Here is a 13,527-nt window from a genome sequence, read left to right as displayed (position 1 = left end):
CTTGCCGCGCGCGACTATCATCGACACCAGGGTCCGATTCACAGGACGAACGCCATGAACACGCAGGCCAACGAACACGCCGCGCCGCGCGGGCGCCACCGGCGCCGCCAGGCGCAAAGCGTCGGTGCGGGCTCCTGGTGGGCGCGCGTGATCGCGCCGCCGCGCGGCTCCGCGCATCGCCGCGCGATCGCCGCGCTGGAGACCATCGTCGCGACGCTGATCGCCATCGCCATCTGCTGGGCGTTCGATCACGACGATCCGCTGCTGGTCAAGAGCGGCTTCGGCTGGATCTGGATCGTGCCGCTCGTGATCGCGCTGCGCTATGGATCGATAGCGGGCGTGTTCTCGGGACTCATATTGCTCGCAACCTGGTATGCGCTGTATCCGCAATACGGCGGCCCATCCGCGCCCGTTTCGCTCGCCCATGCGTTGAGCGCGCCGCCGGCGACGCGGGTCTTCCCCGTCAGCTTTTTCCTTGGCGGCTTCGTCGTCACGATGCTGTGCGGGCAGTTCGGCGATATCTGGATCACGCGGCTTCGCCAGGGCCGCATCGCCAACGACTATCTCGCCGAGCGTCTGTCGATCCTCACGCGCAACCAGTTCATGCTGCGCATCTCGCACGAACGGCTCGAACAGGATCTGCTCGGCCGACCCGCGACGCTGCGCGATTCGCTCGCGCGGCTGCGCACGGTGATCCTCAATCATGAGCCGACGGATGCGCAGCACGGCATCGTCGATCTGCGCGGCGCGCAGCCGTTTCTCGAAGCGGCGGCGCAGGCGTGCCAGATCGAAAGCGCGAGCGTGCACGCCTGGCGCGGCGGCAAGCCTTCGACGGCCGTGGCGGCATCGATCGGCGCGCCGTCCGCGTTCGAGCCCGACGATCCCCTCGTGCGCGAAGCGCTCGACACACGCACGCTGGTTCATGTCGAATCGAGGACGAATCAGGACGCGTCGATCAGCCGGTATGTCGCCGTCGTGCCGTTGATCGACGCGCAGAAGAATCCCGTCGGCGTGCTCGCCGTCGAGCGCATGCCGTTCCTCGCGCTCACGCGCGACAACCTGCAGTTCCTGCTGGTGCTGTGCAACTTCTACGCCGACGGCGTGCAGCACGCCGTCGTGACGCGCGACACGCTCGCTGCCTTTCCGGCCTGCCCGCATACCTTCGCGCTCGACTATGCGCGGCTCGTGCATCTGAAGCGCGATACGCAGGTGCAATCGTCGATCGTCGCGCTCGCGTTCCATAACGACGAGCGCGGCAACATGCTGTTCGAACACGTGCTGCGCACGCGGCGCGCGCTCGACGTGCAATGGCCGCTGCGCGACGAGCGGTGCCGCGTGGTGCTCACGCTGATGCCGCTGTCGGGCGATAGCGCCGTCGACGGCTATCTGCTGCGTATCGAAGAGAATCTGCGCGCGCAGTACGGCGTCGATTTCGAAGCCGCGCGCGTCGCCGTGCATTCGATGGCCGTGCCCGCCGACGAACCTGTCGCCGCCTTGCGGCGTTTGCTGGAGCGTTGCGATGTCCGCTTCTGACGGCGTCACCGTCGATCGCACGAAGCCTGCGGGCGCGCGCCTCACGCTCGTCGGGGTGCTGCTCGTGATCCTCGGCCTCGCGCTGCAGATCGGCGTCTTCATGCTCGCAGCGCGCAGCGCGCCCGACACGTCGGCGCAATGGCTCGGCAGCTTCGATAACGCCGAGCCCGCGACGCTACGCGCTGCCGCGCAGCTGAACACGCAGACCGTATTGCTGTGCCTGCTCGTGCAAGCCACTGCCGCGCTTGCCACGACGCTCGGCCTCGCGACGATGATGCCCGCGCGCTACCGGCTTCCGCGTATGGGGCTGCTCGCGTCGCTGTGGTTTCTGAATTTCGCGGTGCCTGTCGGCGGCATGCTCTGTTCGCTCGGCGCGCTCGCGCTTGGCGCAGCGTTGCCGCGTCCGCGCGCGCAATTGCCCGTGGTGCTCGTCGAGGAACCCGAGTTCGCCGCGAATCTGATCGGCACCGTGTCGTATGGACGCGGCGCGCGCCTCAAGGCGGAATTGCAGAACGCCGACGCGGGCACGTCGTTTCGCATGACCGCACTGCTCGCGATGCAGTCGATGCCCGCGCGCACTGTTTCGCCGTTGCTGCAAGGCATGCTCGCCGACCCGCTCGACGACATCCGGCTGCTTGCCTACGGCATTCTCGACAATCGCGAGAAAGCGCTCACGCAGCAGATACTCGTGGAGCGCCCCAAGCTCGATCGCAAGCTGCGTCCGGACCTGAGCGACGCCGAGCGTGCGCAGGCGAACAGAACGCTCGCGCAACTGTATAGCGAGCTGATTTACGAAAACCTCGTGACAGGCGATGTATATCGCAACGCCGCCGATCAGGCCGACGGCTTCGCGGCGGCCGCACTCGAACACGATCCGCACGACGCGGCGCTGTGGCGACTGCGCGGGCGCCTTGCCATCGCGCGGCTCGATCTCGACGGCGCGGAGACGATGCTGCAGCGTGCGATCGATTGCGGCTTTCCGCGCGACCGGATGCTGCCGTGGCTCGCCGAAACGGCTTACCTGCGCCGCGATTTTGCGCGCGTGCGCACGCTGCTCGCCGAAATAGACAGCCGCGCGACCACGCCGACGCTGTCCGCCGTGGTCGATTTCTGGAAGCCACGCGGACCCGGCGCCGCGCGGCCCCGCACCATCTGAGGCCATCCTCATGTTTTCATCGAATACGCCCTCGCTGCCGGATGCGGATTCCGCCGATATCGCCCTGTTGCTCGAAGGCACGTTCCCGTATGTGAGCGGCGGCGTGTCGAGCTGGGTCAACCAGATCATCCGCGCGTTTCCCGAGTATTCGTTTGCGCTGTGCTTTCTGGGCAGCCGTCCGCAGGACTATCCGAAGATGCAGTACGCGCTGCCGGATAACGTCGTGCATCTGGAGAACCACTATCTGTACGATTTCGCGCCGCAGCCGCTCGTGCAGAAGCAGCGCGGCGACGCGTCCGCGTTCATGCGTTCCGCGCATCTGCACGACGCGCTGCGCAATCCCGCGATGCGTCACGCGGCGGGCCGCATGCTGAAGGACATGCTGGAGGACTTGCGTCCGGGCGGCGCACTGGGCGAAGACGCATTTCTCTATTCGAAGGAAGCCTGGCACTATCTGACCGATCAGTACCGGCAGTTCTGCACGGACCCGTCGTTCGTCGATTACTTCTGGACCGTGCGCATCATGCACAAGCCGCTTTGGCAGCTCGCCAAGATCGCCGACGGCCTGCCGCGTGTGAAGATGTTCCATACGGTATCGACGGGTTATGCGGGCTTTCTCGGCGCGCTCGCGCGCTATCGTCACGCGCGTCCGCTGCTGGTGTCGGAGCACGGCATCTATACGAAGGAACGCAAGATCGATCTGTTCCAGAGCGAGTGGATACGCGATAACCGCAGCATCTTCGAGCGCGACGTGTCGCAGATCGGTTATTTCCGCGACCTGTGGGTGCGCTTTTTCGAAACGCTCGGCCATGTGTGCTACGACGCCGCACAAGACATCATCGCGCTTTACGAAGGCAACCGTCAGCGGCAGATTCTGGACGGCGCGCCCGAAGCCAGGACGGCCAGCATTCCGAACGGCGTCAATTTGCCGAAGCTCGCGCCGCTGCGTGCGCAGCGTGCGGCCGGCGTGCCCAAGACGCTGTGCCTGATCGGCCGCGTCGTGCCCATCAAGGACATCAAGACCTTCATTCGCGCGATGCTGACCGTCGTGCGCCGCATGCCGGAAGCAGAAGCGTGGATTGCCGGTCCGGAGAACGAAGATCCATCGTATGCAGCCGAATGCCATGCGCTCGTCGAGAGCCTTGGTTTGCAGGACAAGGTGAAGTTTCTCGGCTTCCAGAAGATCGACGAGTTGCTGCCGAAATGCGGCGTGCTCGTGCTCAGTTCGATTTCGGAGGCGCTGCCGCTCGTCGTGCTCGAAGGCTTCGCGGCGGGCGTGCCGTCCGTGACGACGGACGTGGGCTCGTGCCGGCAGTTGATCCACGGGCTCGAAGGCGACGATGCGGCGCTCGGCGCGGCGGGCCGCGTGGTGCAGATCGCCGATCCGCGCGCGCTCGCTGAAGCCGCGCTCGATCTGCTCGACGAAGACAACTGGCGTGCCGCGCAGCAGGCGGGCATCGCGCGCGTCGAGCGCTTCTACACGCAGGAGCAGATGGTCGGCTCATATCGCGATCTGTATGCAAGGCTCACGGCGCAAGCGGATCTCGCCGATCCGCCCGCATCGGAAGCCGGTCTGATGCAGATGCCTCACTGAACGGGAGCGCGCGACTATGGCGGGGATTGGTTTCGAACTGCGCAAGATGCTCCGGCGCAACACGCTGCTGGGGCTGATGCAGGCGTACACGTATGCAGGTCTGATTGGCGCGGGACCATGGGTGCTGTCGATCGTCGGCATTCTGCTGATCGGCGTGCTGAGCATTCCGTTCGTGCTGCCGACGGGACTCATCACGCAGTTTCAGGTATCCGTCACGTATCTGATTTCGTTGTCGCTGGTGCTGACGGGGCCGCTGCAGCTCGCGTACACGCGCTTCACGTCCGACCGTTTGTTCGAAAAGCGGCGCGACCTGGTGCTGCCGAATTTTCACGCGGTGATGTTCATCGTGACGGCTGCTTCGACTGTGCTCGGCGGTTGCGCGGTGGTGTTTCTGTTTGCGCAGCAGACGGCGGCTTACCGGCTGCTGATGCTGGCGGGCTTTGTCGTGATGGGGAATATCTGGATCGCGACGATCTTTCTGTCGGGCATGAAGCAGTACATGTCGATCATCGTCGTGTTTTTCATCGGTTATGCGGTGACGACGGGTGCGGCGTTGACGCTGAACATGTTCGGCCTGACGGGCTTGCTGTCGGGTTTCGTGATTGGGCAAACGGTATTGCTGATGGGCCTGCTCGCCCTGATCTACCGCGATTACCACAGCGACCATTTCATTTCGTTCGAGATGTTTCGCAAGGAGTATCGCTATCCGTCGCTGATGTTGACCGGGTTTTTCTACAACCTCGGCATCTGGGCCGACAAGTTCATGTTCTGGTATTCGCCGGGGACGGGGCAGCCGGTGATCGGGCCGCTGCGCGCATCGATCATCTATGACATTCCGGTGTTTCTCGCGTATCTCGCGATTATTCCTGGTATGGCTGTTTTCCTGATGCGCATTGAAACTGACTTCGTCGAGTACTATGACGCGTTTTATGACGCTGTGCGCGAAGGTGCTTCTTTGCAGCATATCGAGCGGATGCGCAACGCGATGGTCGAGGCTCTGCGCAATGGTATCTGGGAGATCATGAAGGTGCAGGCCATCGCTGCGATGATGTTGTTCGCTGCCGGTACCATCCTGCTGCAATGGCTGCAGATTTCTACGCTGTATCTGCCCTTGCTTTATATCGATGTGATTGCCGCCAGTATGCAAGTCGTGTTTATGGGCACCATCAATGTGTTCTTTTATCTCGACAAGCGGAAGATTGTTCTGTTTCTTGTCGGTTTGTTTGTTGTTCTTAATGTCGTGCTGACGGCTGTTACGTTGTCTTTGAATCCCGGTTTTTATGGGTATGGGTTTGCTGGCTCCCTCCTTGTTGTTGTGCTCGTCAGTCTTTATCTTCTTGATCGGAAGCTTGATTCTTTGGAGTATGAGACTTTTATGTTGCAATGAGTGCGCCTTGTGCGGCTTGCTATTTCTGCTGCGCTGGCATCCGCGATTTCGTATCGGTGCTTCAGGCGTTGCCCCTGTGCGGGGCGGCACTTACTTTCTTTGCCGCCGCAAAGAAAGTAAGGGAAGGTCTGAACAACCCGTTTTCTGCCTGGGATCTCTAACTGGCACGCGCGGAGTGGAATTCGCGTCCCCATTCACGCTGTGTTGAACCGATGCCGGTCGCATCTTGCGCATGGACGCTGCGCCTTTGGGGGCGTCTTCGCCCTTCATTTCGCTTTACCGAGCACCCCGCGAGCCAACCAGAGATTGATCAGCGCGAACTGCGTTTCGATCTGCGCCGTGTTCTTCGCCATGCCTCGATACCGCGCCTTCAGATAGCCGAACTGACATTTGAGCACCCGAAACGGGTGCTCAACCTTCGCCCGCACGCCCGCCTTGAGCCGCTCGACTTTCTCGTAGATTCTGTCGAGCCGCTTGCTTTTGTCCAGCTTTCTTCGCTTGCTCGGCCTCATCGCCACGTGCCACTGGACCGCCCCCGTTTCGCCTCGCTTCTCGATGCCCACGTAGCCCGCATCGGCAAACGCAACCTCCTCGTCGCCGTGCAACAGTTCATGCGCCACCGTGATGTCGTGAACATTTGCCGGCGTGCACTTGACGGTATGCACCAGCCCCGACTCCACATCGACTCCGATGTGCGCCTTCATACCGAAGTACCAGCTGCCGCCCTTTTGCGTCTGGCTCATCTCCGGGTCTCGCGTGCCAGCCTTCTTCGTCGAACTGGGTGCCGAAATCAGCGTTGCGTCGACCGCCGAGCCCGCCTTGAGCATCAGGCCCTTCGCCTGCAGGATCTCGTTGACCGTCGCCAGCATTCTGGCCGACAGCTCATGGGCCTCAAGCAGGTGCCGGAATCGCAGGATCGTGCTCTCGTCAGGCAGGCGCGTCATGCCCGTGCCCAGCAGCGCGAACTCCCGGTACAGCGGGATGTCGTGCAGCGCCTCCTCCATCGCCGGGTCCGAGAGGCTGAACCATTGTTGCATGAAGTGAATGCGAAGCATCGTCTGGATCGGAAAAGGCGGGCGGCCAGTCTTGCCTTTCGGATAGTGCGGTTCGATGAGCGCAATCAGCTTCTGCCACGGCACCACGCGCGTCATCTCATCGAGAAACTCGCGCTTGCGGGTGCGCTTCGTCGACAGATCCAGACCAAGACCAAGTTGTGTCATCACGCCACTCCATGAAGTCTCCTGATCCCAGGATAGTCCAAGCTCACGTCAATGCCAGGACTTTTGCAGAGATTCCTAAGCAAAGAAAGCGGGCTAACACCGCCAATCCTAGTCGTTGCCTGCGGGCCCCCACGGGTCCCGCACTCCTGGCGGCATCGCACTTTTTCACGCGTGTTGCCAACGCCTTCAACCGGCGCGTCACCCTCTCCAATCACCCGTAGCACAGCCAGCGACAGCGAACGGTTTGCGCCGCCCAGGTGGCAAACTGTGTGTAGCTTGTCGCGCCTTACGCGTTCGCGCTTCTACGACACCGATCCCGCTTTTCAGTCCGGAGTGGTGCATTTTCGTCGCGACAGCCTACACACAGTTTGCCACCTGGGCGGCGGTGAACTTTCTGGTAAAGAGAAACGTGACGCGGAAGTGTGAAGCGGGTGAGGCGTGAGTTAGTACGCTGGCAACGGGCGTAAGACAGTGCGTTGCCGTGGGAAGGACGGGGACGTTGAGAGCCCCTGGGCAAATACAAGCGCTGGCGGTGTGAGCGGCTTTCTTTTGCCTACTTTTCTTTGCCGCTGCAAAGAAAAGTAGGTGCCGCCCCGCACAGGGGCAACGCCTGAAGTACAGAACGCAAAACGCGGATGCCAGCGCAAGCCAAACCGCGGATGCCAGCGCAAACCAAACCGCGAATGCCACCAAAAGCTCACAAACCAAACCGCCCCTGTGCAATCTGCTCCCGCCGCGGCTCCCCTTGCCGCTCCAACATCCATCCAGGATATTCCGCAGGCAAAGCGCTAACCTCATCGAGCGCAGCAAGCTCGTCAGCGCCAAGCTGCACACCACACGCAGCAATATTGTCATCAAGCTGCTCAACGCGCCTGGCGCCAACGATGACACTCATCACAGCACGCTGATGCAACAGCCAGGCCAGCGCAATCTGTGCAACAGACACCCCCGCACGATCGGCAATCACACGCATCGCGTCCACGCAATCAAACGCCCGGTCCCGATTCACAGGCGGAAAGTCAAACGTCGTGCGGCGGCTGCCCGCCTCGCCCTGCTGCTCGCGCCCATACTTGCCGCTCAGCAAACCACCCGCCAGCGGACTCCATACCATCAACCCCAGCCCTTCGCTTCGCAGCATCGGCACAAGCTCGCGCTCCAGATCGCGCCCCGCGATCGTGTAGTACGCCTGCAACGTGTCGAAGCGCGCAAGACCCAGCCGCTCGGAGATGCCAAGCGCCTTCACGATCTGCCACGCAGCCCAGTTCGACACGCCGATATAGCGGACATGTCCATGCTGCACGAGCGTATCGAGCGCACGCAACGTCTCTTCAATCGGCGTCGCAGGATCGAAACCATGGATCTGGTACAGATCGACGTGATCGAGCTGCAGGCGCTGCAAGCTCGCCTTGATGCCGTCCATGATGTGGTAGCGCGACGCGCCGCGCGCATTCGCGAAGTCGCCCGTCTGGCCGAACACCTTCGTCGCCACGACGACGGAATCGCGCGGCACCTTGAGGTTCTTCAGCGCCTGACCCGTGATCTGCTCCGACACGCCCGATGAATACACATCGGCCGTATCGATGAAATTGATGCCCGCGTCGATCGCGCGGCCAATCAGACGCTCGGCATCGCTCTGCTGCAAGTCGCCGATGTGCTGCCAGATGCCACCCGTGCCGCCAAATGTCATCGTGCCGAGGCACAGTTCCGACACGAAGACGCCAGTACGGCCAAGCTGGTTGTATCGCATGGTTCGAGACTCCACGTTGGTGATGAAACGGTGCTGGATCAGCCAGCATACTCAATGGCCGCAATCGCTGCTCGTGCGTTGCCAATGCATCCATCACTGTCTCGTGCAGTGCAGCGTGCATGTTTCGCCCGCCCGATGTATCGCCCTCTCCCTTGCATGCAATCAGAAGGGATACCGGCATCAAGTACCGCCACGCGTGACGCACGCCTGCGCAGAATTGACAGACCGGTAGTTGCGTTATGCAGGCGACTCACAGCACGCCCCCGCGAAACCTGCGAGACTGAGCGGGTCTAACGTTTTCAAGGGCTCGCGCAGGCCGTGCCCTGGATATGCAGCGCCGCGCCCCCATCTTCGACGTCATGACCTCCGCCCTCTCTTCCGCCGGAACGATGGCCGACCCGCTGGCGGGGTTTCACCCCGCCGTCGCGGGCTGGTTCCGCAAAACCTTTCCCGCGCCGACAGACGCGCAGGCCGCCGCGTGGCCGCTGATCCGCAACGGCCGGCACACGCTCGTCGCCGCGCCGACGGGTTCGGGCAAGACGCTGACCGCCTTTCTCGCCGCGCTCGATGAACTCGTGCGCGACGGACTCGCGCACGGCGGCGCACTGCCCGATGAAACGCTCGTGGTCTACGTATCGCCGCTGAAAGCGCTGTCGAACGATATCCGCATCAATCTGCAAACGCCGCTCGAAGGCATCGCGAACGAACTCGCGCAACGCGGCCTGCCCGTGCCCGATATCCGCACCGCCGTGCGCACGGGCGACACGACCCAGCAGGAGCGCAACGCACTGAAAAAGCGCGCGCCGCATATCCTCGTGACGACGCCGGAATCGCTGTACGTGCTGCTCGGCTCGGCGTCGGGCCGCAAGATGCTCGCGACGGTGCGAACCGTGATCGTCGACGAAATTCACGCGATGGCGGGCGGCAAGCGCGGCAGCCATCTCGCGCTGTCGCTCGAACGGCTCGACGCGCTGTGCGGACGGCGCCTGCCGCGCATCGGCCTGTCGGCGACACAAAAGCCGATCGAAGCCGTCGCGCGTTTTCTGGCGGGCGGCATCAGCCCGGACAGCGACGAACCCGCAGACTGCGCGATCGTCGATGTCGGCCACGTACGCGAGCGCGATCTCGCGCTGGAAATACCGCCCGTGCCGCTCGAAGCGGTGATGTCGAACGAAGCGTGGGAGCTCGTCTACAACCGGCTCGCCGAACTCGTCGCGATGCATCGCACCACGCTCGTGTTCGTCAACACGCGACGCATGGCGGAACGCGTCGCGCGTCATCTGACCGAGCGCCTCGGCAAGGCATCCGTCGCCGCGCATCACGGCAGTCTCGCGAAAGAACACCGCTTCGATGCCGAACAGCGTCTGAAGCGTGGCGAGCTGCGCGTGCTGATTGCAACGGCATCGCTGGAACTGGGCATCGATATCGGCGACGTCGATCTCGTTTGCCAGATGGGTTCGCCGCGTGCGATCGCGCCGTTTCTGCAGCGTGTCGGGCGTTCGGGCCATCATGTAGGCGGCATGCCGAAGGGGCGGCTTTTTCCCGCTTCGCGCGACGATCTGATCGAATGCGCGGCGCTGCTCGATTGCGTGCGGCGCGGCGAACTCGATCTGCTGCATATTCCGCGCGCGCCGCTCGACGTGCTCGCGCAGCAGATCGTCGCCGAAGTCTGCAATGCCGAATGGAGCGAGGACGCGCTGTTCGACCTGTTCCGCCGCGCCGCGCCGTACGTCACGCTCGAACGCGAGCAGTACGATGCCGTGCTGCGCATGCTCGCCGAGGGCTACACGAGCCGTCACGGCCCGCGCGCCGCCTACGTGCATCGCGACGCCGTCAACGGCACGCTGCGCGGGCGGCGCGGCGCGCAGCTGTATGCGGTGACGTCGGGCGGCACGATTCCCGAGAACGCCGATTACGCGGTGATCCTGGAACCGCAAGGACTCAACATCGGCACGGTGAACGAAGACTTCGCCGTCGAAAGTCTCGCGGGCGACGTGTTCCAGCTCGGCAATGCGTCGTACCGGATCATGCGCGTCGAGAGCGGCCGCGTGCGCGTCGAAGATGCGCAAGGCCAGCCACCGAACATTCCGTTCTGGCTCGGCGAAGCGCCGGGGCGCAGCGACGAGTTGTCGGCGGGCGTGGCACGGCTGCGCGCGGAAATCGGGCAGCGGCTGGCAGAAGCGAAGGTCGCGCCGTCTGTCGCTGCACAGGCCGAAACATTGACTGATCCGCACGACGCCGTCGCGACACTCGCCGAACAGCAGGCAACAGCCACCACGCTCGATCTCGAACCCGCCATCGCATGGCTCGCAGAACAATCGAAGTTGCCTGAATCCGCCGCGCGGCAGATCGTCGAGTATCTGGCGCGCGCGCGTCAGACGCTCGGCGCGCTGCCGACGCGCGACACGCTCGTGATGGAGCGCTTCTTCGACGAATCGGGCGGCACGCAACTCGTGATTCACACGCCGTATGGCAGCCGCGTGAACCGCGCGTGGGGACTCGCACTGCGCAAGCGCTTTTGCCGCACGTTCAATTTCGAACTGCAGGCGGCCGCGACGGAAGATGCGATCGTGCTGTCGCTGACGGGCGCGCACAGCTTCGCGCTCGACGAAGTGTGGCGCTATCTGCGTTCGGCGACAGCCGAACACGTGCTGATCCAGGCGCTGCTCGACGCACCGCTGTTCGGCGTGCGCTGGCGCTGGAACGCGACGACGGCGCTCGCGTTGCCGCGTTACACGGGCGGCCGCAAGACGCCGCCGCCGTTGCAGCGCATGCGCAGCGACGATCTGCTCGCCACCGTGTTTCCCGATCAGGCCGCGTGCCTCGAAAACATCGTCGGCGAGCGCGAGTTGCCGCATCATCCCCTTGTCGATCAGACGCTCGACGACTGTCTGCACGAAGCAATGGATACGGAAGCCTGGCTCGCGCTGCTGCGGCGGATCGAAAGCGGCCAGATTCAACTCGTTTCGCGCGATCTGCCCGCGCCCTCGCCGCTTGCCGCCGAAATCCTGACGGCCAGGCCGTATGCGTTTCTCGACGATGCGCCCATCGAGGAGCGCCGCACGCAAGCCGTGCTGAATCGCCGCTATACGACGGGCCTCGAGTCCGCCGACGATCTCGGCGCGCTCGATGCCGATGCCATCGCGAGTGTCGGCGAGGAAGCGTGGCCGCAAGTGCGCAATACCGACGAAATGCACGAAGCGCTGACGGGCCTCGCGTGCATCACGGAGAGCGAGGCGCAACGCAACGAAGGCTGGCCCGCCTGGCTCGCTGAACTCGCGAAGACGGGTCACGCGACGCGCATGCAGGTCGCGCAGCACGACGCATTGTGGCTGCCCGCGGAGCGCCTGACGTCGCTGCGGGCGATCTATCCGCACGCGGAGATCGAACCGGCGATCCGTGCGCCCAGGGGTTTCGACGAAGCCTGGACGGAAGACGAGGCACTCGTCGACGTGGTGCGCGCGCGGCTCACGGGCTTCGGGCCGCTGCCGCTGTCGTTGATCGCGCGCGCGCTGGCGCTGCCCGCGTCTACCGTCGCGCAGGCGCTGACGCGGCTCGAAGCGGAAGGCTATGTGATGCGCGGCCGTTTCACGCCCGGCGCGCTCGAAGAACAATGGTGCGAGCGGCATCTGCTTGCGCGCATCCATCGCTATACGGTGCGGCGTTTGCGCCGCGAGATCGAGCCCGTCGAGCGGCACGACTTCATGCGCTTCCTGTTCGCGTGGCAGCGTCTCACACCCGACACGCGCGGTGAAGGGCGCGACGCGCTCGCCGCCGTGCTCGATCAGATGGAAGGTTTTCAGACGGCAGCGAGCGCGTGGGAAGAAGACCTCCTGCCCGCACGCCTCAAGGACTATTCGATCACGTCGCTCGACGAACTGTGCCGCGCGGGCAAGATCGTCTGGATGCGGCTCACGGACCGCGCGCGCGGCGCGAGCGGTCCGGTGCGCAGCACGCCCATCGTGCTGTTGGCGCGCCGCGCGCTGCCCGTGTGGACCGCGCTGCTCGATACGTCGAAGCAGCCGGAACTGTCGCCGAAAGCGCAGATGGTCCTGGACGCATTGACGCAGCATGGCGCGATGTTCTTCGACGAACTGTCGGGCGACGTGCATCTGTTGCGCGTCGAACTGGAAACCGCGCTCGGCGAACTGGTCGCAGCGGGACTCGTCAATTCGGACAGCTTCGCGGGCTTGCGTGCGCTGCTGAAGCCCGTCGCGAAGCGCAACGCGTCGTACTTTCCGAGCCGTCGTCCACGCGGCGCTGGTGCGCTGATCGGTGGGATGGACGATGCGGGACGCTGGGCGCTGTTGCGGCGGCGGCCCGTCGCGGCTGCGCCCGAAGAAGGTGCAGCGGCTCCCCCCTCGCCTGCCCGCCGCGCGGCATCGTTCGAACCCGAGGTGCTCGAGCATGTCGCGATGACTCTGTTGCGGCGCTATGGCGTCGTCTTCTGGCGTCTGCTCGAACGCGAAGCCGAATGGCTGCCGCCGTGGCGCGATCTGCTGCGCGTGTACCAGCGGCTCGAAGCCCGCGGCCAGGTGCGCGGCGGACGCTTCGTCAACGGTCTCGCGGGTGAGCAGTTCGCGCTGCCCGAAGCCATTCCGTTGCTGCGCGAAACACGCCGGCATGCGAACGACGGTGCTTTTGTCTGCGTCGCGGGCACCGATCCGCTGAATCTCGTCGGCACGCTGCTGCCGGGGAACAAGGTGCCCGCCGTTGCGGGCAATCGCGTGCTGTATCGCGACGGCGTACCCGTTGCGTCGCTCGTATCGGGCGAATTCAATCTGCCCGACGATGCCGACGGCGAAACGAAGCAGCTGATGCGCATGCGTCTCGCGCGGCGCTACTAGCATCCCCTGGCGCGACCGATGCACGCACAACCTTCATGCATCG

At 64.1% G+C, this 13,527-nt stretch carries 7 protein-coding genes; 5 read left to right on the top strand and 2 right to left on the bottom strand.

Translation table 11 applies throughout. From position 1 onward, the window contains the following. The first annotated feature begins 54 nt into the window (after nt 1-54). Genes FRZ40_RS28420 through pelG form a run of 4 tightly spaced genes read left to right on the top strand, consistent with a single transcriptional unit; the run spans nt 55 to nt 5,670 of the window. Nucleotides 55-1,533: a PelD GGDEF domain-containing protein gene (locus tag FRZ40_RS28420; protein ID WP_147236321.1), complete on the top strand. Its 1,479-nt coding sequence runs from the start codon at nt 55-57 to the stop codon at nt 1,531-1,533. After that, nucleotides 1,520-2,689, top strand: coding sequence for a hypothetical protein (locus FRZ40_RS28415; protein WP_028366484.1), 1,170 nt, complete (start codon nt 1,520-1,522; stop codon nt 2,687-2,689). The genes FRZ40_RS28420 and FRZ40_RS28415 overlap by 14 nt, the downstream gene beginning before the upstream one ends. A 10-nt stretch (nt 2,690-2,699) precedes the next feature. Beyond that, nucleotides 2,700-4,283, top strand: a complete 1,584-nt coding sequence (gene pelF / locus FRZ40_RS28410) for a GT4 family glycosyltransferase PelF (protein WP_147236320.1) — start codon at nt 2,700-2,702, stop codon at nt 4,281-4,283. 16 nt (nt 4,284-4,299) lie between these two features. After that, nucleotides 4,300-5,670 (top strand): exopolysaccharide Pel transporter PelG, encoded by a 1,371-nt coding sequence (gene pelG, locus FRZ40_RS28405; protein WP_147236319.1) that lies wholly within the window; start codon nt 4,300-4,302, stop codon nt 5,668-5,670. Between the two features lie 266 nt (nt 5,671-5,936). On the opposite strand, the gene FRZ40_RS28400 is transcribed toward pelG, so the two are convergent. Further along, entirely contained in the window at nt 5,937-6,890 is a 954-nt protein-coding gene (locus tag FRZ40_RS28400; RefSeq protein ID WP_147233004.1) for an IS5 family transposase, read from the bottom strand. A 697-nt stretch (nt 6,891-7,587) separates the two neighbouring features. Further along, nucleotides 7,588-8,637 (bottom strand): aldo/keto reductase, encoded by a 1,050-nt coding sequence (locus FRZ40_RS28395; RefSeq protein ID WP_028366487.1) that lies wholly within the window; start codon nt 8,635-8,637, stop codon nt 7,588-7,590. Nucleotides 8,638-8,996: 359 nt separating this feature from the next. Between FRZ40_RS28395 and FRZ40_RS28390 the strand changes: the two genes are divergently transcribed. Continuing rightward, on the top strand, nt 8,997-13,484 hold the full coding sequence (locus FRZ40_RS28390; RefSeq protein ID WP_240057308.1) for a DEAD/DEAH box helicase: 4,488 nt from the start codon (nt 8,997-8,999) through the stop codon (nt 13,482-13,484). The last annotated feature ends 43 nt before the right edge of the window (nt 13,485-13,527 follow it).

It is taken from the genome of Paraburkholderia azotifigens, from assembly GCF_007995085.1.
GTDB classification, from domain to species: domain Bacteria; phylum Pseudomonadota; class Gammaproteobacteria; order Burkholderiales; family Burkholderiaceae; genus Paraburkholderia; species Paraburkholderia azotifigens.
The sequence above is the reverse complement of the archived record's forward strand: the minus strand, read 5'-3'. Positions and strand labels throughout refer to the sequence as shown.

Coding starts and splice junctions, on each gene's coding strand:
- FRZ40_RS28420 (WP_147236321.1), top strand. CDS start 55: ATGAACACGCAGGCCAACGAACACGCCGCGCCGCGCGGGCGCCACCGG.
- FRZ40_RS28415 (WP_028366484.1), top strand. CDS start 1,520: ATGTCCGCTTCTGACGGCGTCACCGTCGATCGCACGAAGCCTGCGGGC.
- pelF (WP_147236320.1), top strand. CDS start 2,700: ATGTTTTCATCGAATACGCCCTCGCTGCCGGATGCGGATTCCGCCGAT.
- pelG (WP_147236319.1), top strand. CDS start 4,300: ATGGCGGGGATTGGTTTCGAACTGCGCAAGATGCTCCGGCGCAACACG.
- FRZ40_RS28400 (WP_147233004.1), bottom strand. CDS start 6,890: ATGACACAACTTGGTCTTGGTCTGGATCTGTCGACGAAGCGCACCCGC.
- FRZ40_RS28395 (WP_028366487.1), bottom strand. CDS start 8,637: ATGCGATACAACCAGCTTGGCCGTACTGGCGTCTTCGTGTCGGAACTG.
- FRZ40_RS28390 (WP_240057308.1), top strand. CDS start 8,997: ATGACCTCCGCCCTCTCTTCCGCCGGAACGATGGCCGACCCGCTGGCG.